Origin of the sequence: Paenibacillus septentrionalis, from assembly GCF_042659865.1 — a bacterium.
Taxonomy (GTDB): Bacteria; Bacillota; Bacilli; order Paenibacillales; family Paenibacillaceae; genus Pristimantibacillus; species Pristimantibacillus septentrionalis.
In genome coordinates this window covers 642636-666541 of sequence record NZ_JBHSTE010000003.1, presented here as the reverse complement: position 1 = coordinate 666541, position 23906 = coordinate 642636, and the positions used below count along the sequence as shown (strand labels likewise).

At 40.5% G+C, this 23906-nt stretch carries 22 protein-coding genes; 11 read left to right on the top strand and 11 right to left on the bottom strand.

Annotation, left to right across the window (positions count from 1 at the left end):
- Window positions 1-155: 155 nt before the first annotated feature.
- Both ACFP56_RS11585 and ACFP56_RS11580 read left to right on the top strand, forming a co-directional pair.
- Window positions 156-578, top strand: a complete 423-nt coding sequence (locus ACFP56_RS11585; protein ID WP_379234546.1) for an HNH endonuclease — start codon at window positions 156-158, stop codon at window positions 576-578.
- Between the two features lie 89 nt (window positions 579-667).
- Window positions 668-2734: a hypothetical protein gene (locus ACFP56_RS11580; RefSeq protein WP_379234544.1), complete on the top strand. Its 2067-nt coding sequence runs from the start codon at window positions 668-670 to the stop codon at window positions 2732-2734.
- A gap of 40 nt (window positions 2735-2774) precedes the next feature.
- Here ACFP56_RS11580 and ACFP56_RS11575 read toward each other — a convergent pair whose 3' ends face one another.
- From ACFP56_RS11575 to ACFP56_RS11565, 3 genes are read right to left on the bottom strand one after another with little or no spacing between them, the layout of a single operon-like run.
- Window positions 2775-3314: a chromate transporter gene (locus tag ACFP56_RS11575; RefSeq protein ID WP_379234542.1), complete on the bottom strand. Its 540-nt coding sequence runs from the start codon at window positions 3312-3314 to the stop codon at window positions 2775-2777.
- The gene (locus ACFP56_RS11570) at window positions 3314-3901 is read right to left on the bottom strand and encodes a chromate transporter (protein ID WP_210178534.1); all 588 of its coding nucleotides are present in this window, start codon (window positions 3899-3901) and stop codon (window positions 3314-3316) included. Before ACFP56_RS11570 ends, ACFP56_RS11575 begins: the two co-directional genes overlap by 1 nt.
- Window positions 3901-4383: an Lrp/AsnC family transcriptional regulator gene (locus ACFP56_RS11565; RefSeq protein WP_379234669.1), complete on the bottom strand. Its 483-nt coding sequence runs from the start codon at window positions 4381-4383 to the stop codon at window positions 3901-3903. The genes ACFP56_RS11570 and ACFP56_RS11565 overlap by 1 nt, the downstream gene beginning before the upstream one ends.
- A 204-nt stretch (window positions 4384-4587) precedes the next feature.
- Between ACFP56_RS11565 and ggt the strand changes: the two genes are divergently transcribed.
- The 3 genes from ggt to ACFP56_RS11550 all read left to right on the top strand — a co-directional run bounded on the left by ggt (window position 4588) and on the right by ACFP56_RS11550 (window position 8408).
- Window positions 4588-6168, top strand: a complete 1581-nt coding sequence (gene ggt, locus ACFP56_RS11560) for a gamma-glutamyltransferase (RefSeq protein ID WP_379234539.1) — start codon at window positions 4588-4590, stop codon at window positions 6166-6168.
- Window positions 6169-6320: 152 nt separating this feature from the next.
- Window positions 6321-7358, top strand: a complete 1038-nt coding sequence (locus ACFP56_RS11555) for a ring-opening amidohydrolase (RefSeq protein WP_379234537.1) — start codon at window positions 6321-6323, stop codon at window positions 7356-7358.
- A 21-nt stretch (window positions 7359-7379) separates the two neighbouring features.
- A complete protein-coding gene (locus ACFP56_RS11550) occupies window positions 7380-8408 on the top strand; it encodes an amidohydrolase family protein (protein WP_379234535.1) in 1029 nt (342 codons plus the stop codon).
- Here ACFP56_RS11550 and ACFP56_RS11545 read toward each other — a convergent pair.
- Window positions 8405-10102, bottom strand: coding sequence for a PucR family transcriptional regulator (locus ACFP56_RS11545; protein ID WP_379234533.1), 1698 nt, complete (start codon window positions 10100-10102; stop codon window positions 8405-8407). The two genes, ACFP56_RS11550 and ACFP56_RS11545, sit on opposite strands and share 4 nt — an antisense overlap.
- A 283-nt stretch (window positions 10103-10385) precedes the next feature.
- Here ACFP56_RS11545 and ACFP56_RS11540 point away from each other — a divergent pair, with 283 nt between their 5' ends.
- From ACFP56_RS11540 to ACFP56_RS11515, 6 genes are read left to right on the top strand one after another with little or no spacing between them, the layout of a single operon-like run.
- Window positions 10386-11468: an ABC transporter substrate-binding protein gene (locus tag ACFP56_RS11540; RefSeq protein WP_379234531.1), complete on the top strand. Its 1083-nt coding sequence runs from the start codon at window positions 10386-10388 to the stop codon at window positions 11466-11468.
- Between the two features lie 49 nt (window positions 11469-11517).
- The gene (locus ACFP56_RS11535) at window positions 11518-12285 is read left to right on the top strand and encodes an ABC transporter permease (protein ID WP_379234529.1); all 768 of its coding nucleotides are present in this window, start codon (window positions 11518-11520) and stop codon (window positions 12283-12285) included.
- A 1-nt stretch (window position 12286) separates the two neighbouring features.
- Complete coding sequence (locus ACFP56_RS11530) at window positions 12287-13084, top strand: ABC transporter ATP-binding protein (RefSeq protein WP_379234527.1); 798 nt, start codon at window positions 12287-12289, stop codon at window positions 13082-13084.
- Window positions 13085-13086: 2 nt separating this feature from the next.
- The gene (locus ACFP56_RS11525; RefSeq protein WP_379234525.1) at window positions 13087-13752 is read left to right on the top strand and encodes a cysteine hydrolase; all 666 of its coding nucleotides are present in this window, start codon (window positions 13087-13089) and stop codon (window positions 13750-13752) included.
- Complete coding sequence (locus ACFP56_RS11520) at window positions 13742-14953, top strand: amidase (protein WP_379234523.1); 1212 nt, start codon at window positions 13742-13744, stop codon at window positions 14951-14953. Before ACFP56_RS11525 ends, ACFP56_RS11520 begins: the two co-directional genes overlap by 11 nt.
- Complete coding sequence (locus ACFP56_RS11515; protein WP_379234521.1) at window positions 14934-15806, top strand: fumarylacetoacetate hydrolase family protein; 873 nt, start codon at window positions 14934-14936, stop codon at window positions 15804-15806. Before ACFP56_RS11520 ends, ACFP56_RS11515 begins: the two co-directional genes overlap by 20 nt.
- Window positions 15807-15914: 108 nt before the next feature.
- Here the strand turns inward: ACFP56_RS11515 and ACFP56_RS11510 are convergent, their stop codons facing one another.
- The 7 genes from ACFP56_RS11510 to ACFP56_RS11480 all read right to left on the bottom strand — a co-directional run bounded on the left by ACFP56_RS11510 (window position 15915) and on the right by ACFP56_RS11480 (window position 23506).
- Window positions 15915-16625 (bottom strand): response regulator transcription factor, encoded by a 711-nt coding sequence (locus ACFP56_RS11510; RefSeq protein ID WP_379234519.1) that lies wholly within the window; start codon window positions 16623-16625, stop codon window positions 15915-15917.
- A 1-nt stretch (window position 16626) separates the two neighbouring features.
- Window positions 16627-18051, bottom strand: a complete 1425-nt coding sequence (locus ACFP56_RS11505) for a sensor histidine kinase (protein ID WP_379234517.1) — start codon at window positions 18049-18051, stop codon at window positions 16627-16629.
- The gene (locus ACFP56_RS11500; protein ID WP_379234515.1) at window positions 18052-18804 is read right to left on the bottom strand and encodes an ABC transporter permease; all 753 of its coding nucleotides are present in this window, start codon (window positions 18802-18804) and stop codon (window positions 18052-18054) included.
- Entirely contained in the window at window positions 18791-19516 is a 726-nt protein-coding gene (locus ACFP56_RS11495) for an ABC transporter ATP-binding protein (protein WP_379234513.1), read from the bottom strand. Before ACFP56_RS11495 ends, ACFP56_RS11500 begins: the two co-directional genes overlap by 14 nt.
- A gap of 69 nt (window positions 19517-19585) precedes the next feature.
- Window positions 19586-20875: a hypothetical protein gene (locus tag ACFP56_RS11490; RefSeq protein ID WP_379234511.1), complete on the bottom strand. Its 1290-nt coding sequence runs from the start codon at window positions 20873-20875 to the stop codon at window positions 19586-19588.
- Window positions 20876-21152: 277 nt separating this feature from the next.
- Window positions 21153-22568 carry a family 43 glycosylhydrolase gene (locus ACFP56_RS11485; RefSeq protein WP_379234509.1) on the bottom strand — a complete coding sequence of 472 codons (1416 nt, stop codon included), beginning with the start codon at window positions 22566-22568 and terminating at the stop codon, window positions 21153-21155.
- 236 nt (window positions 22569-22804) lie between these two features.
- Window positions 22805-23506: a glycosyltransferase gene (locus ACFP56_RS11480; protein ID WP_379234507.1), complete on the bottom strand. Its 702-nt coding sequence runs from the start codon at window positions 23504-23506 to the stop codon at window positions 22805-22807.
- Window positions 23507-23906 lie beyond the last annotated feature (400 nt).

Here is a 23906-nt window from a genome sequence, read left to right as displayed (position 1 = left end):
AAAAATATAATTTTTGTCAAGTTATAGCTGAGTGAGGAAAAGGAGTTCGAGAGTTCAAATCCCTCGCCTCCACCATGATGAACACTATCCGCATGAGGATGGTGTTTTTGTTTTATACTAATCGTATAGGCTAGAGTACGGATGGAGTGAAGTCGATGAGTCATAATGGGGAGGAAACGTTAATAACGGTACTGAATACGGATGGTCAACGGTTAACCCCATGTTTGCCGCATCGGGCTGTGAGAGAAGTTGAACGTTCGCGTGCCGTCTGGATTGATGAGCAGACGATCCAATTGCTGTATAATCCATTCTTATTTCGCGACTATCGAAAAGCTGCGCTGAAGCGGGATCGTTATACTTGCTTATGGTGCGGACGCCACGCCACGACAGTGGACCATATCATTCCCTCAAGCAAAGGCGGCTCGTATCTTCCGCAAAACCTGCTTGCTTCATGCAGTGAATGCAATACGAAGCGCGGAAACCGTCCTGCATTCTCCTATCTGAAAGAGAATATTCATTCTGTCCCGAAACTTATGAAGCTTTGTTGGCGTATCGTTAGAGCTATCGTCGTCAAATGAAATAAGCGATAAGTTATAAATTTGATTATATACGAACGTACCATTCTGACAGTGAATATCATGGGTAGATATGACTGTGAGGTGGTACGATGAATCAACTGAAAATACCAGTTTTACTCGCTGGACCGATCATACGTCGCGTTGAGCCATCACAAGTTTATATATGGGCTGCAACTAGCGAGGCTTACCATATCGATGCCAATCTGTACGATGTAAGCTCGGAAAGAAACAACATTACTTACGAGAAGATTAATATTCAGTGTGAATTGAATACCATTCAATTGGGTAAAAAACTGTTTATTCAGCTCCTTAAGATAACCCCTGGTCAAGGACTTTTTAAGACGAATCAGTTAATTGGCTACAATTTAACGTTCAAAAAAGGAGCCTGCTTATTCGACTTAGCGAGTTTAGGTCTGCTAACGAAAGGAGATGAAAACTCCATTTGTTATGGTGAGCTGAAGTATCCTAGCTTTTATATATCCGATTCGAAAGCCCCTATCTTATATGGATCATGTAGAAAGCTTCACGGAGAAGGAAAGGATACGCTCTCACTCGGTGATCAAGTGGTTAACGATCATTACGATGACACGTTAAATCGTCCGGGGGCTTTATTTCTTTTAGGTGATCAGATTTATGCAGACGATGTCGCAGATCCGTTAGTACGACCAATATCTACTCTAGCCAAACATCTCATAGGCCATAAAGAACAGCTCGGTCAATTGGAAAGCGGACTAGATCATGCTATGTTCCAAACGGCTCTAAAGCAAATCAATGGTCGCGGATATATCATGAAGTATTATGGCAAGTTCACTTCGTCTTCTGCTAGCAATCACCTCATTGAGCTTGGTGAGTATGCCATAATGTACTTATTGTCCTGGAGTCCAGCCCTTTGGGAGCTTATCATACGGAATCGTTTGATCGATTCATTCGATGAGGCTCTGGAAAAAAATGATGTCTACTTTGTTTTTTCAAGTGAATACAAAAAGAAGCATAAGGCAGAAAAGAAACAGCGAAGCAAGCAGTATCGTAAACAACAGGAGAGATTAACATCATTTTACAGATCTCTATATCACGTAAGAAGATTACTAGCGAATATTCCTGTCTACATGATATTTGATGATCACGACATTACTGATGACTGGAACTTGTCTTATGAATGGAAAGAGAATGTGAAGAAGGCTCCGCTGGGCAAGCATGTTGTGTCAAACGGTTTAACTGCTTACTGGGCATTTCAAGGCTGGGGGAACAATCCTGATTCATTTAATCGTTCATTTATTACGATGATTAAAAGGTACGCAGAAGCTTTAATGAACGGAAAGATGCAGAAGGCTTACCAAGCATGGACTGAGCAGATGTGGGGATTTAAGCAATGGCATTTTGTTGCCCCGACGTCTCCCAAAGCGGTATTTCTTGATACGCGAACGCAAAGGAAATTTGATCATTGTCCAAAGCCTTATAGAGTGGGTAAGTTTTTTGAAGAGACGGAATCCGTTCCTCAATTAATCTGCAAACGCGAGTGGGAAGCTGTTAATCGTTCATTAATGAAGAGTGATTGGAAGAGTAATCAACCACTAATTATCGTTTCAGCAGTTCCCGTATATGGAATGGAACTGATCGAAAACTTTGTACACAAATACACGAAGCCGTTAAGAATAATAAATGTTGATGTAGATACAACCTTTGACTTTGAAGCATGGAAATATAACGGAAGAGGCTTTACAGCGTTTTTACAACAAGTAGCTGACTGGAATCCAAGTACTTGTATTATTCTTTCAGGTGATGTTCATTATAGCTCCTCCGTTTATGCGAAGGTTCAGATGCAAAACGGTCAGGAGCTTAATATAAAGGAGTTTACCTCAAGTCCACAAAACAATATGAGCTTTCCTGGTATATGGGGTCATTTATTGAAAATGATCATTAGGATGAAAAGTAAACCACGTCATAAGGAGGACGTATACCGCATATGTGATGCCGATGGGCGAATTAAGCAGATAAAGCGCAAAGAAATGAATCAAGTTCAATATGTATGGAAGGATCAGCTGTCTTATCAGCCAGTTAAAAATAAGTCCATTGTAGAAACTGAAAACAATATCGGTTATTTAAAGGTAGTCAAGCAGGATATTGAGCATCAACTTTTAACGATTTTGAGGCATTAATTAGCTATGGATGTTATTTCGGTTGTAAGGAACTGAAATTTCAAGATAAAAAGATGCCGCCGTATATAAATGCGATAGCGATTATAAGGGCAGGATGTATTTTAATCTTTTTTATCGTCATAAGAGATAATGACACGGCGGCGATGCCACCAAACTGAATAATTCCGATGTTCTGAACGGACTCATTAACACTATCCCATGTAAGAATGATCATTAATACGGCTATAACCGGTTGAACGAGTAAGGTCATTCCTTTAACGACCTTGGACTGACGATAATGCTTCATAATGTTAAGTAAAACAATTAAGGCTGCTGCAGAGGGAAAGACGGTTGCGAAAATTGCAATACATGCACCAAACCAACCAGCTACATCATATCCTACATATGCTGCAATCTTCGTTGCAATCGGACCTGGTAATGCGTTTCCTAATGCTAGCATATTAGCAAATTCAGAATTATTGAGCCAGTCGTAGTTCGTTACAATTTCACGATGTAACAGAGGGATGGACGAAGGGCCGCCACCATATCCCAGTACATTGGCTACAAAAAAACCATATAATAGCTCGAACCATTCCCTCATTAGCTGTCAACTCCTCTTTTGTGTTGCTTATCTGTCATTTTACCTAGTAGGCTGAAGTGAAACGCACCATACATCAGGAATAGAACGATTACGATTGCTGGATGTAACTGAATAACATACAGCAAAATAAAGGCTAAACATAACAAAGCGAACCCTAATAGATAGCCAAGCCCCTTTACGGCTTTATTTCCAAATTCAAATGCCATGATAGCCAGCATCACACAGACAACAGGAACAACAGCGGCAATCATGCCTGAAATAATAGAGGATGTGCTAAAAACGGAAATAAATGAAAATAAAGCAATAATGGCAATACAGGTAGGAAGAATATGAGAAGCTACCGCTAACACTGCACCTAATATTCCGCGTCTCTGATAGCCGAGATAAGCAGCTAATTTTGTAGCGATAGGACCCGGTAAGGTATTAGCTATTGCCAACACCTCTGCAAACTCGCTATCATCCATCCATTGGTACCGATCAACCGCTTCATGCTTAAACAGAGGAATAGTGGATGGACCTCCCCCATACCCTAGCAAGCCTGTTCTTAGCATCGCTGCTGTAAGATTCCAATACTCTTGTTTGTTCATTATAGTCTCATCCCCATGCGGCTCTTATAGCGTTTTATCAATACTTGGCAGTCAACGCTTTGAATCCCCGGAAGCACATACAGCTTCTCCTTCATGAATTGCTCCATTTCATCATTGCTTTTAAATAATCCATGCATATGAAGCTTGCTAGGACCAGTCATGTGGTAAAGGCTAGTAACTTCAGGCTCTTCTGCTAAAGTATCAGCTACTATTGCTAAATATTTTGGCTGCACCTCAACATTAAAAAAGGCGGATACTGAAATACCTAATTTCTCTGGATTCAAAATGCATGAAAAACGTTCAATTGTACCATTTTCTATTAACGTATTAATTCTTGTTTGTACTGCAACGCGTGATAGTCCAACCTCCTTTGCTAAATCCGTATACGATGCTCTTCCATTTTCTCTTAATATAGATAACAGCTGGCGATCTATATCATCAAGAATGGGTAAAGCTGAGCCGTGTGTATGCTGCAAATGAATCAACACCTTTCAAATTTTCTTGAACTCTGATCAAACAATACGAAACTTTATTCAGGAAATATATTACCTTATGTAAGAATATATAACTATAAACAAACATTATCAACATAAAAATAAAAAAATGATTGCAATATTTTTGTTGATCAATTTCTTCTAAGGTGATATGTTGGAAAAAATAAAAAGCATGTGATAGGAGGGGTAATTGTGAATAAGTCGATAATTGGAACGAAGGCTATGGTTGTTAGTCCGCACTATTTAGCATCAGCTGCAGGGCAACATATTTTACTTCAAGGTGGGAACGCTTATGATGCTGCGATTGCAGTAAGTGCTTGCTTAGCGGTGGTTTATCCGCATATGACTGGCGTAGGTGGCGACTCGTTTTGGCTTATGTACAATAAGCAAGATCATGAAGTGAAGGGCTACAATGGTAGTGGACGTTCTGGAAGCACAGTAACGATCGATCGTTTTTTAGGGGAAGATAAAATTCCTACTCGAGGAATAAAGAGCATCGTGACGGTGCCTGGAATGGTGGATAGTTGGGGTGCGATTTTAAATCAATATGGGACGATGAGCTTAGCGCAGGTGCTTGAGCCTGCTATTCGTTATGCAAGTGAGGGTTTTCCGCTATCACATAATCAATATATAAATACGGTCAATCAGTTTGAGCTTATCAACAATACTCCTATTACCTCTGAGATTTATACCCCAAATGGACAAGTACCACAGCAAGGCAGTCGTTTTATACAAAAGCAGCTAGCAGCAAGCCTTAAAAAGTTAGCAGAGCAGGGTAGAGACTCTTTCTATAAGGGTGAACTTGCAGAAGAAATAGTGTCGTTTATACAGGAGCAGGGTGGTCTTTTAAATCTACAAGACTTTATGAAGCATAAAGGGGAATGGGTTACACCGCTAAAGGGGATGTATCGAGGATATGAGACTTATCAGGTTCCTCCTAACTCACAGGGCTTTGTCGGGATTATGGCATTAAATATATTAGAGAACTTTGATATGAACAACATGAAAGAGGGGTCTTTTGAGTATTATCATCTTCTAGTAGAAGCGTTAAAGCTTAGCTTTCGTGATCGCAACCGATATCTTACTGATCCAGAATTTAGCTCGATTCCACTTGAGAGGCTATTAAGTAAGCAATATGCATTAGAGCTTACAAAGGAAATGTCAATGAGTCATACCGTTTCTATGGACACACAACCGGTTGGGCATGACACCGCCTATGCAGCTGTAGTTGATGAGGCAGGCAATGCGGTGTCGTTTATTCAAAGTTTATATTTTGAATTTGGTTCTGGTGTAGTTGCTGGAAATACGGGGATTCTGCTGCAAAACAGAGGCTCATTCTTTTCGCTAGATCCTACACACGTTAATAAGCTTGAGCCTAATAAGCGAACCTTCCATACTTTAATGCCAGCGATGATCTGTAAGGACGGAGCACCCTATCTTTTGTACGGTACACAGGGAGGTGAAGGGCAGCCACAGACGCAAACGATGCTGGCTACTCGTATACTCGATTACGCTATGGACCCACAAGCGGCTATTAATGCAGCTCGTTTTGTATGGGGAAGAACGTGGGGAGAGGAGACACAGGAATTAAAGGTAGAGGAGCGGATTCCTGATGATATAGTAGCCAGCCTAAGTGAGGTTGGTCACTGTGTGAAAAAGGTTGATGCCTATGACTCCTTAATGGGCCATGCCAACGCCATACTTATTGATGAAGCTGGCTTCAAGCATGGAGGCGTTGACGTACGAAGTGATGGAGCAGCAATGGGGTGGTAACAGTAGTACTATTTATTACTCTGTTCATCACGGATATGAATTCAAGCTAATGTTTGTGCAGCGTGCACATATATTCACTAAGCTATTACGATTACTATTAATTTAGTTAATCGTGATGGCTTTTTTATTTTTAGTAGAGAGGAATGAAAGTTATGAAATACGATGTATTAAAGCTAAAGATGGAACATCCTGGTGATGTAAGTGAATTAGCAGCATTGCTACAAGCTGAGAAGGTTAATGCGACACATATAAAAGGGATTATTGCACAAACAGAGGGTGATGGCTATGCGAGAGGATACGCCACTTTAGCTTTTCAGTTATTGCTTTCGCAATACTTAGGCTGGACACATGAAGAGGTATTTGATCGCATACCGATGATGATGATTGGTAAAACGGGCGGGTTAATGAGTCCGCATTACACAATCTTTTTAAGAGATGACACTAACGAGGAGCAGCAAGCTAGAAGTACTGAAAAACGCTTTGTGTTTGGTGTAGCATCGAGTAGAGTTTTGAATCCAGAAGAGATTGGGACAATCGCACAGGTTGATGTTGCAGCAGAGGCTGTGCGTGAGGCGATTAAGGATGCAGGCATTACTTCACTAGATGATGTTCATTGTGTAGAAATCAAATGTCCGTGGGGTATTGGCGGAACGATGTCTAAAGCAGCCTCAGCTTTAGGATCGGCCGTAGCATTAGGGGAGATCGAGCGTGATCGTGTAACAGAAGCCGTTATTAATGGCGACCATTCCTTATATTCTGTGCGCACCTCGGTTTCGGCTGGTGGTGAACAAAAGGCAGTTCGTGTAATCGTGATGGGGAATAAAGTAGGGGCAAATAGTTCCTTGGTGGTAGGTTCAGGTATGATGAAGGACAGCTTTGATTTGCAAGGATTATATGACCTGCTAGAAGGAATGGGGATGAAGGTTAATCCTTTGCTGTCAAAGGAGGATCAAGAGCGAATCGTTCAAGTGTTTGTTAATGCAGGTGCGGATGCTCTGACGCATATTCGTAATCAAAGACATACAATGCATTCCGATGCGCTAAGCATGCATGCTGGAATTTTAGCAAAAGCAGTTGCTAACGCAGTAGTGGGAAGTGTAGTCAATGATGCTTCTATTCTATGCTCGGCTGGCTCGGAGCATCAAGGACCTAGAGGTGCTAACTTGTTAGCCCTTATTGCGAAGGCGTAAGGAAGGAAAGGGGCTGTTAATATGAAGGTGAGCAATAAAGCGTGGGCGATGAGTGGGTTTTCAAATGAGCATGCCCATTTAGATAAAGGCGTACTAGTACCTGGAGTCAGCTATGAGGATGCACCAGCTCCTGTAAGAGGGGAATGGACAAGAGGACTCAAGGCACAATTCACTAAAGAAGATATTTATGCTCGAGCTGAACAGGCATTGTTAAACATGTTGAGCTATGGCACGACCTATGTACGTACTCATGTTGATGTTGATCCACTTGTTGGTCTAAAAGGGATAGAAGCTATTTTAGAGCTAAAGCAGAATTATGCAAAGGATATTATCATTGATATTACGGCTTTTAACCAAGAGGGTTTTGAACGATTTCCTGAAACAGAGCATTTATTAGCTGAGGCATTAAAAATGGGACGAGTGGGTATAGGAGGACATACGTTAACAGATCCTGATGGCGTTAAGCATATTCAACGTGTTTTTGACTTGGCTGAAAAATTTGATGCGCCGTGGATTGAATTTCACACCGATGAAAGCGGCAAGCCAGAACATTTTTTGTTGCCTAATATTGCAGAGGAAACGAAGCAAAGAGGCTTACGTGGAAAGGTTTATGCGATTCATTGTAATTCGCTTGCTAATGTATCGGATGAGCAGGCAAAAGCAGCGATTGAGCAAGTCGTTGAAGCTGGCTTGCACGTGATTGTATGTCCGACTGCTATTGCGACTAGAGCGATTACAAGAACAAAGGAGCTGCTGAAATCGGGTGTAAGAATTACACTAGGCAGTGACAATATGGGCGATCTATTTAATCCTCTTGGTAGCGGGAATATGCTAAATTACGCACAAATGCTAACCTATATTCAGCGCTTTTACGAGCCCAATGAAATGCAGTTCATACTTGAAATGATTACGCAGAAGCCACTTGATGATCAAGCAAGCGTAGCACTAGAGCAGCTCTCTGTACAGGTCGTCTATGAGACTGATCGGATACATGAGCTATTAGCTCATGCACCGAAGCCATTGGCGATATTACCTCAACCAGAACGTTAATCCTGCTTCTCTCCTGTAATAAGGAGCTGATGAATAATGAGGGCAATACGAAGCTTAATGAGGTCTACAGGATCTTTAAGTGAAATATTAAGAATAGCTTCACATTTATTCAGTTTATAGAAGACGGTGTTGCGGTGTAAGAATAGCGCATTCGCCGTCTCTTTTACATTACAATTCAATTTTAGATAGGTATCTAAAGTGAGAAGGATATCATGATCTTCAGGCGTTTTCGGATAAGCAAGCTTTTTTAGAACGGTAACATAAAACTCGCTTAATTTGTGATAGGGAAGTAAACGAATAAGGTCAGGTACCTGTTGTACACGGTAAGAAACAACAAAGGGCTTATTGCCAACGTTTAAGCTTTGCTTTAAGGCTGTATGTGCCTCCTGATAAGCACGAGGTATACCTTCAAGCTGCTCGGTAGCATTACTGATGCCGAAGCTGGCAGCCCAGCTGCTATGACATGCAGCCAATTGATCCTGAAGGTGAGTTAGCTTCTCAATCCATTCTGTTTCCTTTTCGATCGGCTGATCCGATATTGGGCTATTAAGAATGATAATAAGGTTTTCATCTTTGATTGTAGTAATAAATGGTGCTTTTACAGCTTCTAAATAAGTGTCAACATCTACCTTTAAAGCTTCATAGTGACTTGAGTTTATATGTTGGGAATGCTGCCCATGCATAGAATGGGATAGTAATTTGCACGCAATAACCCAGTAATATCCCCCATTAACCAATCCATACTTTTCTCCTTTTTTTAGAATTTCTTCACTTGATGAAAATTTATTCTCGAAGAAATCACTAAAAAACTCATCGCGCAGCCTGTTAGAGCCCTCTAATAATGCAGCCTGCTTTATGCTTTCATAGGCTACGATCTGTGACGCCTGTTCAAGCGGCATAAGGGAAGGCTCGACTGTAGAATCAATATTTAGAATGATAAAATATCCTTTCAAATTTCCCGAAGAATGAATCGGATAAATGCCTAGTTTTTTGTGCTGCTCATTTTTGTAATAGGTGAGTTGATTTTTTGTGGGAGGCTGGTTCACGATAAAGTGCACCCAGTCTCTTTCAGTAGTTAATGAGTCAATCCAAGGCTTAGCAGTTGCAGCACAGCCAAGCACATCAAATTTTGTGTTCACAATAATAACAGGATAGTGAATAAAACCAGTTAACGTTTGTGCTACATCAGACATACTTGCTCCTCTTAAAAATAAGCGGGAAAACTTATTGTGAATCGTAATCGTTCTTTCAAGCTCTACCTGCTTTGCGTTAAGGATAATACTTAAAACCTGACTCATAATTTCTCCAATAGAATTATCATTCGGAAGGACGATTAAAGGAAGATTTAAGCGATTAGTTTGATCAAGTAGTGGCTCGGGTAGCGTAGGAAGCTCGGTATCGGTATGAGCTTTAATAATTAGACCAGTTGCTTGAGCAGTATTCATTTGCTTGAGAAATTCCATAAGAGCGTGTAGGTTTTCGTTTACAACAACCTCGGTTGTTAATACAAGTTGATTTTTATTTAACCAGCTCGAAATGTTCGGTGTATCACGACTTACCTGATCGTGTTGTTTCGGCAGCTTAACCATCACATTGAACGAATCGATGCCTTTTTGTAAACCATTATGGCCACCAATCACCTTTGCATTTGAAAAAACAGGAAGTTTTAAAGCATTCAATAATGATAAACTCATGGCAATCACCTCTTGTGTAAATATATATGACATAATTATTGATGCTATTACATAGCAAAGTGGTAACTAATAGCTTATCGAATTGGTTCAATGAGTCACGGAAATACCAATAAACTCTATGTTTGTATGTCAAGCCACTCATTTTAATCTTTATATTGTGCACGGTGCACATATGATTCATATGTAATATAATATACCATTAAATTAACTTAATCAACTGAGTTTGTTAGTATATGTTAGATTATATTACATTAATAATAGGTTGAATTGGAGGAGAGTTACAATGAAAACTATACTAAAACCGTTAATTTTACTCATGCTGTGTATGGTAGTAATTGCAGGTTGTTCATCAAACGGAAACAATGGTGCTGCTTCTAATGCAACACCAGCTGCTGGAGGAGCCAACGCAGCAGAAACTCCACAAAATCAAGATGATGAAACAGCAATTGATTTACCACCAGCCGAAAAAAAGAAAATTACGCTACGCTTAAACTGGAAATTTAAAGGTGAGTTTGCTCCTTTTTATGTGACGCGTGAATTGGGGATTTTTGAGAAGTATGGGATAGAGGTTGATATATTAGAAGGTTCAGGGTCAGTACAGGTATTACAGGTCATCGCACAAAATAATGAGGACATTGGAGTAACATCTGCTGTTGAGCCGCTGCAAGGTGTTGAACAGGGGATGCCAATAAAAATGATCGCCAACTATATGCCACGTTCGCCAATCATTATTTTATCGTATCCTGATAACCCGGTTTATTCGCCTAAGGATCTTGAGGGTAAATCAATTGTCTCCTCTTCAGGCTCAACCTTTACAAGCATTTATGAGAAGTTCTTACTTTTCAACGAAGCAGATCCACACAAAGTAGAGCACATTATGGTCGAGACGGGTGCAAGAAATACTCTGTTCTTTAATAAGGAAGCAGACGCAGTTGCTGTTTTCTCCACAAACGAATACCCGCTATTTGAAAAAAATCTAGGTGTTGAATTAGTGCCTATGTACTTAGCAGATTTTGAATTTGATATTGCCGGCTTATCCTTGATTTCAAATGATAAGTTTATAGAGCAAAATCCAAATACAATAAAGCGGTTTTTAGCCGCGGTTAACGAAGGCTTTGCTTATACATTGGAAAATCCTGAGGAAGCAGCAGCAATAGCAAAGTCGCTATTCCCGGATACTGTGGATGAGGAAGTTGTAGTTGATCAAATTAATCGAACAGGAGAACTCGCTTTTCAAGAAGGTAAGCCTTACGGTTGGCTGGATGAGGAATCGATTAGTACAATGGCGGATCGTTTGTTAGAGAGTGATTTAATAAACAATAAACTACCGATGGAAAGCTATTTGACGAATGAATTTATGCCATAAATCCTTCATTAATGAATTGATTTAGAAGGATATCAAGGGGGTTGCAGCTATGTCTAATAGGATGACGCGTTCATTATCAGTGATAGTAACACTTATTGGTTTAATCGCACTATGGCAATTATTATGCTTTGTACTAGATATACCGAAGTATTTGCTTCCTACACCAACAGATATTTTGCAGCGTATAGTTGTAGATTGGGCAATGCTCGTACGACATAGCGGTGTGACATTAGTAGAGATTTTTGCTGGATTTGGATTATCAGTCATCATTGGCATTCCCTTTGCTATCGTGGTTGTGTACTCTAAATATTTCTCGCAAGCATTTTTCCCAATATTAATTGGACTACAATGTATACCGATGGTTTCACTGGCTCCATTACTCATTGTATGGTTTGGATTTGGAATGCTGTCTAAGGTGTTAATAGCCTTCCTGATCTCCTTCTTTCCTATATTGGTCAACACGATCGCGGGCTTGAAATCGATGGAAAAAGATATGTTTATGCTTTCTCAATCATTACGAGCGAATGCTATGCAGGTTTTCCTTTATTTTAGACTGCCTAAGGCACTGCCGAGTATATTTGCGGGCTTTAAGGTTGGGATAACATTAGCGGTAGTAGGGGCTGTAGTTGCTGAGTTTGTTTCATCTGAGCGAGGACTTGGTTACCTGCAGCTAATCGCGAGCTCTCAGTTAGACGTTACTTTGCAATTTTGTGTCATCGTGGCGCTAGCAGTCATTGGGCTTGGCCTATATAATCTCGTATCGCTAATCGAGAGAATTTCTATTCCATGGTACAAAGCTTCAAGAGGAGGGGAATAGTATGGCGGGAAAACACATTGTCATTCAAGATATGGAGAAAGTATTTAAGACAAGAAGCGGCGATATACAGGCATTGACTAAAGTGAATTTAGATATAGAGGCATCGAGCTTTGTATCCATTGTTGGCCCGAGTGGTTGTGGGAAAAGTACACTTATGAATTTGCTTGCAGGCTTAGAGGCGCCAACTGGTGGGACAATTTTGATGGATGGCGAAGTGGTTAAGGGAACAGAGACGGGGAACGCTGTTGTATTTCAAAAGGATGTGCTGTTAGAATGGCGTACCGTTATACAGAACGTAATACTCCCGCTCGAGCTGAAAAATATAACATGGTTTGATCGGAAGGACAAAAAAACAAATCGAGATATGGCGATGGAATTGCTTCAGATGGTAGGTCTGGAAGGGTTTGAGAACAAATATCCATTCGAAATGTCCGGTGGAATGCGTCAGCGTGTTGCGATTTGTCGCGGCTTAATTCAAAGTCCTACTCTGCTTATGATGGATGAACCGTTTGGAGCGTTAGATGCATTAACGCGTGAACAAATGATGTATGATCTATTAAAAATCTATTCCACATTCAAATTTACTGTAGTGTTTATTACTCATAGTATTGAAGAAGCTGTGTTTTTATCAGATCGAGTTATTGTTATGTCACCTAGACCCGGCTCTGTACTAAAGGATATAAAAATTGATTTAGATCGTCCTAGAGGAATAAACTCACGAAAGGACCAACGTTTTATTCAATATGTTGATGAAATCCGTAGTGTGTTTCAATCCCAAGGTGTTCTATCGGAGGTGTAAAGGTGGTTGAAACTGGTGATTATAGCTTGGAGATGGTAACGAGCAAATCTACTGCGCTGCTTATTATTGATATGCAAAACGATTTTGTACATCATCGAGGCGTGTTTTCTCAATCTGGGTTTGAGGTTGGGCAATATCAAGCGATTATCCCTGTGATTCACAAGCTGCTTGAGAATGCTCGCCGAGCTGGCATACCTATTATGTGGGTAGCGATGTCGCATAATGAGGCGAACAATAAAGACGATGCATGGATCCAAAGACGTCAAGGCAAAGGGCATCCTCAAAGCTGCAGTACAGGTACATGGGGAGCAGATATCATTGAGCAATTTGAGCCCATGGCGGAGGACACAATCGTATGGAAGCATCGATACAGTGCCTTTGTAGAAACAAATATGCATCAACTGCTAACGGAAAAAGGGATTGAAACCATTGTTGCTGTTGGTATTAATACGAATACCTGTGTGGAATCCACTCTACGTGATGCGCACATGTTGGGCTACCATGTTGTGTTGCCTAAGGAAGCAACAACATGTGTTTTTTTAGACGCTTATGAACCGAGTCTAAACAATATTGAACGACATTTTGGAGTGGTATGTACGTCTAACGCGCTTATGAAGGTCTGGGATTCAAAAGCTACGGTTAACGGAGGTGTGAGCAATGAGAGATAAATGGGGTGCATATATAGAACATAACGTGACCTTAGCACCGACAGGATCTGGACAACTAAACGGCTTAACCTTTGCAGCAAAAGATGTCATTGCAATAGCTAATCATACCTCTGGAGCAGGTAACCCGGATTGGCTTGAAACACATCTGCCTTCCACAAAAACCGCATCCAACATTGAGCGTTTATTGGCTGAAGGCGCTGAGCTATTAGGAATGACACATACAGATGAGCTCATGTATAGCTTAAATGGAGAGAATTATCATTATGGTACACCAATAAATCCAAAGGCCCCACACTGCATTCCAGGTGGTTCATCTAGCGGCTCTGCAGTGGCTGTTGCAGCACAGCTTGTTGACTTTGCTTTAGGTACGGATACTGGTGGCTCTGTCCGTGTGCCTTCATCCTATTGCGGGATTTATGGCTTCAGACCAACCCATGGCATAGTTTCTATGGACGGTGTAATTCCGCTTGCAGAAAGCTTTGACACATTAGGATGGATGGCAAACGATAGTGATATCTTGTTAAAGGTTGGAGAAGTGTTAATTGAGCAATCTGATATAGATCATGAAGAATTTAATACAATGTATACAAGCAAGGAAAGCTGGTCTTTGGTGGATGAGGATTGTGCAAAAACATTGACCTCACATTTTAAGCGTATTGAGAATAGCTTAGGTTCAATTTCGGATATTGAGCTTGCGCCAGAAGGCTTAGCGGTATGGATGGATACGTTCCGTTATTTGCAAGGCTTTGAAATTTGGCGGGAGCATAGGCAATGGATTGAGCAATACAACCCTCGTTTTGGTCCGGGCATCTCTGACCGCTTTAAATGGGCAAGTACTATTAAGGAGTCTGAGTGCATTTCCAGTCTAGAACTGAGATCCTTAATTCGTGATAGATTAACTCAATTAATCGGGAAAAACGGCCTGTTGTTTCTACCAACTACCCCAGGTGCGCCTCCTTTACTCAATCAATCCGGGTCACTATTAGAGCAGCGACGCAACTTTACGCTTCAACTAAGCTGTATAGCAGGTTTAGCGGGTTTGCCACAGGTACATATTCCATACAAGTCGAGCCCAGCTTCACCATTTGGCTTTTCAATTATAGCAGGACATGGTCAAGATCTTCGTTTGTTGCGCTTTGTTAAGCGGTATGCTGCTTTATTGTCGGGAGAGGGGAAATCCGATGAGGCTAGCAACGATTAAGTTAGAAGGGAAGGAACAAGCAGCTATTGTTGTACAAAAAGGCATGATTGCTATAGATCAGCTAAATGCTGTCTACAAAACAAGCTGGAAAACTAGCGTTTATGACTTGCTTATTAACGAGCAGTGTGAATTGTTAGATGAGTGGATATCCCATCTATCGGATGAGCAGTTGGCTAGTCTTGATGCTATACCATTTAACCGTGTTGAATATGCTCCTTTATACCGTCACCCTAGAAAGATATGTGGCATCGGTATGAATTATTGGAAGAAGGCGGAGGATTTAGGGGCTGTGCCTCCAGCTCAAGAGCCTATCGTATTTTTCAAGCCAGATACCAGCTTAATTGGACACCAGGAGACCATTATTATTCCACAAGGTCTAGAGCAGGTTACTGCCGAGGCAGAGCTGGGTATTATTATAGGTAAAGCATGTAAAAACGTTAATGAGCAGGATGCTATGTGTGTGGTAGCAGGGGTTGTGCCGACATTGGACATGACAGCACAGGATATACACGCTAGAAACCCGAGGTTCCTAGGACGCTCGAAGGTTATGGATACGTTTTTTAGCTTCGGCCCGCAGCTTTTAACGCTAAACGAGTTCCCGAGTTTAGCGGAGCTAAGCATTGTAACAAAATTAAATGGTGAGGCGATCCATCACAACACAGTGTCACATATGATTTATAATATCCCTTTTATCGTATCCTATTTTTCCGAGATGATGACGCTACAGCCTGGCGATATTATTATGACAGGGACTCCTGGCTCGGTACGTATTCAAGCAGGCAATATTGCTGCTTGCTATATTAGTGGAGTAGAGGAATTAATTAATCCTGTTAGGAATCAAACTTCGTATTAAGTTGGTTTTGAGCAATGTAAGCTTAGCTCCACGAGTAAAAACATCATCTATGCAGCAGATGGTGTTTTTACTCGCGAAAGACCAATTTTCACACTTTCCAAATTGCAACTACACAACAAAGCGATATCCGGCTCCCCATACCGTACTGATATACTCGGGCTTACCGGGCGTCGTCTCTATTTTCTCGCGAATTCTGGCGATATGTACGGTAACTGTTGTTATATCGCCAAAGGCATCTATTCCCCATATCCGATCGAACAGCTCTTCCTTACTGAATACGCGATTCCCGTGCTGAACCAAAAATAGCAATAAATCATACTCTTTGTTAGCCAGGTTCACCTCATTGCCATTGACGTAAACTAAACGTGCATCCGTATCGATGGTTAGACCTCTTACCTGAATAATATTGCGATTAGAGCTTTCCTTTGCTTGCTGTGAGAATCTATCTGCCAAGCGCTCATATTTCGTAATATGAGCCTTCACTCTTGCTACTAATTCAGCCGCACTAAACGGCTTGGTTATGTAATCGTCCGCTCCTAATCCTAACCCTTTTACTTTATATATATCTTCAGAGCGTGCACTAATAAGCAATACTGGAATATCTTTCGTTGAACGGATATGCTCCAATATTTCAAAGCCATCCATTCCAGGAAGCATAATATCGAGCAGGATTAATTCAAATGCTTCCTTCTCAATTAATTGTAAACAGGTCTGGCCATCGCCAACAATCGTGACTTGAAAATCATTCAGCTGTAAATAATCCTTTTGAAGTTCGGCAATAGCCAGATCATCCTCTACGATTAAGATATGCTTGCTCATTTTAGTTCACCTCCCGACGCTTCGGCAATGAGATAAATATGCTCGTTCCCATATTAAGCTGACTGCTTGCCCAAATTTGTCCATTATGGGCTTCAATAATTTGCTTCGCAATCGCGAGTCCAAGTCCGCTTCCAGACTCCACTTTTCGTGCGCGATCCGAACGGTAGAAACGGTCGAAAATATGGTCGGCTTCATCGGCTTTTATTCCGATACCATTATCCTTAATTTCTAAAATAATCGATGTATAGGTTTCGCGCAGCATGAAGGTAATGGTAGGTTGATTGCTATCATTATAAAATATCGCATTATCGATGATATTTTGAAAAACTCTCATAAAGCGCTCAGCATCAAGCAAGACCATGCGATTGCTAATCGGATCAGCCTGTAAGGAAACAATCACATTTTGCTGTTCCAATAACGCCTGGTTTTCTTCAACACAATGCTCAACATAGGCTGCAAAATCAACTGGTTTAACATTAAACGGCATCTGGTTCAGATCGAGCTTGGAATATAGCAGTAAATCTTCAATCATTGTGTTCATTAGCGCTGCCTTGCGCTGAGCAGTCAATAAATACTGCTTCTGCTTTTCGGGTGTGTTGGCAACGCCATCTAATATCCCTTCAATATACCCTTTAATTGATGTAACGGGCGTACGCAGGTCATGTGAGATGCTGGAAATAAGAAAGCTGCGGTTTTCATCGTACTTTTGTTGCAAGTAAATCGATTCTTTCAGCTTTACCCGCATCTGTTCTAACGCTCGGCATAACTCAAGCAGTTCTCCGTTCGCGTCCTCTGGTATGATCGAATCCAGTTCCCCGTTACTAATCTGCAAAGCGGATTGCTTTAACTGTTCAATAGGCTTAACGATTTCTCTCGTGATTTTTGCTGAAATCCAGCCGCTAATGAGGATATATACAATGAGAAAGGTTAGTAAAGCAAGCGTGGCTGGCAACCATGCTACTAGTTTAACCGTATCATTTGGCCATAGTATGACTAGAAACGAATCGGCTAATCGAAGCGAAGCAAGCTTGTACGTTTGTTTTCCCGCTCTTATCGCAGCGTCAGGCTGATCAATCTTATTCCATATATCTGTGATTTCTGCACGACTGAAATCTGTCGAGGATGCAATAAGATTTCGGTTTTGCAGCAGGAGGAATTCGCCCTTAAGCAAGTCCAAACTCGAAGTTAACGAGCCGATGAATAATGGATTATTGAAGCTCTCCAGCGGCTTATCTTCTACTTTTAATGTAAGCTCATTGATGAAGCGTTGACGCTCAATCGATTGTTCAATTGTGCTAGAAGAGATTGTCTTAATAGATAAATGCGTAAGAATGGACAAGCTCACACTATATATGATTGCCGCTACAATCATTGCACATAAAATAGAAAAAAGCTGGAATTGAAAGATTCGCTTCGTTAGCTTCAATTAGATCACCTTACGTTCAAATAATGAAAAGCCGATGCTGTATAGCATTATGCTACATCCTATCATAATTAAGCTCATCCGTAAAAGCTTAAAGAACTGGATAGAATCACTAATCCATAGACGGTACCAATCGAACATTGAGGTGAATAAAAAGCTTGAAGCTTGATGAAAGAAAACTCCTATAACATAAAACAGGGCAAAAGAGAGAATCGTTAAAAAGAAAACAGAATTTCCGCTTTTAACCAAGTTAGCTATCATGATGACGAACAATGAAAATACGATTAGTGGTACGATACTTACGGTATAAGCAACGATAATTCGTACGATTCCAATAAAGGTTACAGAACTAATGTTGAAGGCTATACTCGTTATAAGGGATAGCAGCATAACAAATACTATGTTCAATCCAATAATCGTGAGCAGTGCTAGGAATTTCGCTGTAAAAATACTAAAGCGGGATGTAGGCTTCGTTAGAATGAGCTTCATCGTATTGGTATTGTATTCACCATTAAACATATCAATCGTTAAAAACGTAACAAACAACGGAAAAATGCTATACATCATGACATTTAATACGATTAAGGAAAGATCGGTACTATTGACGATTAGCAATCCTAAGCTTTGATTCACAAGCGTTATAGAAACTTGTCCTATAAGTACGGCCAGGATAGAGAGAATACTTCCTACAACCAGCTTCTTTTTTTTGCGAATTTTAAATAGTTCATTTTGGTAGGTCGCTTTAAGCCCGTCCATTTCGTTCAACCTCATTTACAAAGTAATGTTCTAATGACGAAAAATTTCTAAGTATATCTTCCGTGTGGTCAACACTTACTAATCTTGAGTTCAAAACAATCCCAATTCGATTACAAGTAAGCTCAACGTCATGTATTAAGTGACTTGAGATGAAAAACGTAGTCCCTTGCTCTTGAGATAGCTTTTTAATTAGATGACGCATATCGAGCATTCCTTCGACATCTAAGCCATTAAGCGGCTCATCTAGAATAAGCAGCTTTGGATTGGACAATAACGCATTCGCGATTCCAAGTCTTTGCTTCATTCCTAGTGAAAACTTTTTAGTTTTTTCATGAGCAAATTTAGTTAGCCCTGTTAACTCTAAGCATTCAGATATACGCTTTCCATTTACATGAGGATAATAGCGAGCGGAAAGCTGTAAATTTTCATAGGCGGTCAAATATTGGAACGATTCTGCTGTTTCGATTAAACATCCGACATGAGACATGGCCTGTACAAATTGCTCTTGAATGCTCGCACCGAAAATCTTGACATCACCGAATGTTGGCTTTATTAATCCCGTCATTATTTTCATTGCCGTTGTTTTACCTGCACCATTAGGGCCTAAAAATCCAAATACCTCGCCCTGCTTCACGATCAAATTCAGATCGTCAATGCCTCGACCATTCGTATAAAGCTTGGTTAGATGATTAAATTCAATCGCATGACTCATTAGGTCAAATTACCTCCAATCGCGATTACAGGTAGACTAGCCATATGACTAGTCTACCTGTGGTTAGGTTTATTCGAATACTTTTAAGAATGTAGAATTGAAGTTTTCTAAGGATGTTGAAGAGTAGCTATAACTGCCATGATCATGAATATCCACCTTAACGTCTGGCTCGAATGTAATAGAATCAAGAGTCTGCTTGTATGAAACCGCGGTGCTCTCATTGCCTTTGTCGTCTGTATAGTGAATAACGACAATTCCACTTAATACTTCTATTCCTGTGAAGGTATACTGATTGGCACGATATTGATCTTCATAGCCTTCGTAGACGACTTCACTTAACTTGCCAACGATGCCATCCTTAGAAATTGAATCAATGTCCAGCGTGCGTTCACCGATTTTAATAATTTTCCCCTCATGCTCCATTACGATATTATTGATGTATGTGCCCGCTGTATTTTCATTAATCATTTGATTTTGATAGCCAGGTGATATCGTCTCTACAATAGCATTGCTTAAATCTGGCGTTTCTACAACGGTCGCATTAATGTCTTTAATTTCAAGATCAAGCGTAGCTTCAATCGTATGGGATACACCATCCACATCTTTTCCGCTTAGCAGAAGCTCTCCGTTAACCTTTGTAATTAATCCGTCAGCATTTTCTTGAACTTCACCGGAAACCGATTGAATATATAGATCGGAAGATAGTTCTGGTAAATATGTAGCCTTATTGTACTTACGTTCATTGTTATAGTTATTCTTGATAAAGTAAGAAGAGACTGCATTGACAAGTGCAGGAACCTGGGAAGCATTAAGGTTACCCTTATAGATGTATCCACCATGATCAGCATTCTCGACTAGAACGAGATTTTGCAAGTTACCTACTACGGCATCAATAATTTTTTCAACCTCAGCAGCACCGTCTTGATGGAACGGATCTGGGAAACCGACGGTGTCATAGGGGAAGCGTTCATAATAATCCTCTGAATACTGACTTACATACAAATTCGCGTCGTCAGAATGTTTCCGTACCAATTGTTCGCGATCACGATATCTGTAAGTTTCATATTGATTTTGGAAAGTAGCGTTTACGGATATGCTTTCTTGCCTTTCATTTTTTAAATCGTATTTGTCATTGATATAATCGTATACTAGATTTTCACCATCAATTTTAACGCTTAATGACCCTTCCATCGTATAGCTGTCTAAGTGTGCAGCAAGCTGTTCGGTGGTATGCTTAGCTGATTTCTTTAATTTGTCATAGCCAGAACCTAGCAGCATGTCTGCGAATGCTGTTGTTACGAATAAACAGGCACCAATTCCACAAGCAATCATCGCTTTTGATGTCAATTTTAATCTCATATTCTCCACTCCTTTTTTTCTTACCCTCATTACTTCATCGTGACAGATAACGGAAGCATGAGCTTGTTTATGTTGTTCTTGCATAATCTTAGTATAGATAATGATTCTTGAATATTTATAACGAGAATATTAACAAACTATTAACGATAGGGAGAAAGATACAGCAAAAATAAACCCGAACTATAACGAAATTCTGTAAGGGGACTGACCCCAAAAGCATCTCGTATTATAGTTCGGGTTTTCGTCGTTGATAATCTTTCTACTGGAGATATTCCTTCTATTCTAACGTAAACGAAGCTAAGCTGGCGTTTCCGCCGCCCTTATAGGTGAAGTAAAGAGCCTGTACGCCGTTAGGAATGGATATTGAAGCAGAATAGTCTGTCCATACATTTGTAAAAGCAACTGGAATTGTCGCCAACACTTCGCCGTCCCACGCAGTCTTCACTTCAAAATGTCCATTGCAGTAGCCGCGAACTTTAATCCCGATTCGTTGAATATCATGGCAGTCGAAGTATTTGAACCCAGCCGTTGCACCATCTCTCATATTGGCGATGTAGCCTGCTTCTTCATCGCCGTCTTTACCATCCTGTGTAATTTTAGGGAAACGCCCATCCATCCATGCACCGTATGTGCCGGTATACATTTCCGTTTCATTACAAAATAGATTACATGCAATATAAGCTGGATATGCCCCGCGACCAGCTAAAGGCTTGCCATTCGGACCACAAGAGGTCATTTCAACCTGGTCAATTGTTCCATCTTCGTTGAATGTAATTTTTTCAAGACAGCCTTGTCTGCTGTAATGTGTTCCGTTGGTTTGTCTATGATAGAAGATATACCAATCATCACCGATTTGTACGATGCTTCCGTGATTGTTTCCACCATAGAACATCGGCATATCTGCTGGTTTATAATGATCGATATGCATATCGTTGTTGCTCACAATGACGCCTTGATAGGTAAATCCGTGAGTAGGGTATTTACTTGTCGCATAGCATAATTCATGCATCACAATCGATGAATAGATGAGATAATACGTATCGCCCTTTTTTCTGATGGAAGGTGCTTCAAAAAATTCATGCCCTTCAAAGCCGCTCCCTGCGCTATAAGGTTCACTAGGCATGACAAATACAGGCTCTTCAATAATGGTCAGCATATCAGAACCTAAGACAGTAGCCATTGCTCCTTTTCTCGACTTATCGCCTTTCGCACAAAAGCCAGTGTACAGGTAAGTTCTATCCCCTTCAGTTAATACGCCTGGATCAAACTGAGGCTGATCCCCCTCACGTTCGCCTAATCTAGTACCATCTTGATAGTGAACATATCCATAAAACTGGAATTTCCCCGCAGGAGTATCGCAAACAGCTACAGACACTACGGGAACTTTATCTAGTACATAATAAAGATAATATTTGCCATCAGGACCAACTGTAATATCTGGTGCGTATAGACACATATTTTCTTTAACATTTAGCGGGTCGTCTGATTTCTGATATATAACTCCTTCATAAGTCCAATCTGCTAAATTATCTACCGGGGCAGACCAGCAAACGTAGTCGTTTAGACAAAACGCATGTCCATTGAATCGATCATGTGAGCCGTAAACATAAACTCTATCATTAAACACATATGGCTCAGCATCTGGTATGTACTCCCAGGACGGAAGATAAGGATTAAAGCCTTGCTTTGTCATGTTTGAATTCAACCCTTTCCTTTTCTCAGTTCAGTGATGGTATAAAAAACTACATTAAAAAACGCTTACATTTATACATTATAGAGCTTAATGATTAGAAGAAAAAGGTGTCGATGTATAGGTTATTGTGAATAAACTTAAGCTGAAACACGTTATATGATATGAATCTATAGAGATTGCATACTTAGCATGGGGGGCCAAGTATGCAATCCACGAATGAAAAACCAATCAATACACTAAAACTTACGAATGGCGTAGTCGCGAAATCTTTTGGTCACGGCAACAGGATGGCTCCCTTGCAGGAATCGTTGATCGCTTACTCGCCACGTATGGTTGCTTTTACTTTTGCGACGAACGTAGACATAGTTGGAAGGAGTAGTTGCATAAATCGTAAAGCCTTTATCAGAGCAGTCTCGTAAAAATTTGACGTCTTCGCCGAGCGTAATGTCTGAGAAGCGCACATGTTTAAGGATGCTCTTGCGAAACATGAGAGTTCCGCCTTGAACGAATCCAACATATTTATTTTTTTCGTAAGGAGATCGAATAATAAGCTTTTTGCTAGCTTCCAGATAGACTAAGCATGCATGTTTGCCGACTACTGAGCTTCCAGTACGCAGGAGCGCCTTGACTTGCTCCTTGAGATAGTTTGGCGAATAATAATCATCATGGTCAAATTTAGTTACAATAGGGTATTTGGCCTTGCTAATGCCGCAATTCAGGCATTGTCCTAATGAGATCCGCTCGGGTACCTTATAGATCGTGACGTTAGGAATGTACGCTGTTTTTTCCTTCCACTCTTCCAAGTTAATGCTGTCTTTATTGATAATGATAATTAACTCCTTGCGTTTATAACGCTGAATCAAGTAATTAGTCATAATATTCATAAAAAAATCAGGATGATTCGCGCATGTAATAATAGATACACCAGGCTCAGGCAAAAGCATTCCCCTCCACAAATTTCTTATTGCATCATACTCACGACGTTGAATGTTTGCTTGGGTTATATGTGTTTTGTCTTCGGAGTAATCATTTTAGAATGCAATAAGCATTTTGTTACTATTTTAAGAAATGGAACATGCCCAATGGTAGTTTTATGGCATGACGGTTACATGATTCACAAATTGTGTTCACATGATTATTGAAGCACAAAATGCTAGCAGCATAATATATGTTTACAGCCTGAAATGCTGAATAGAGCTTGGTGGCTTTTGAGACCTACTGGCAGTAGCTTGAATAAAGCACAGAAAGCGGGTGATGAAGCAAAAAAGAGTCTAAGCATCAAGGTTATGACATGTGCAATAAAGCAGCAAGATCTGATATAAGTTCAAAAGCAGGGAC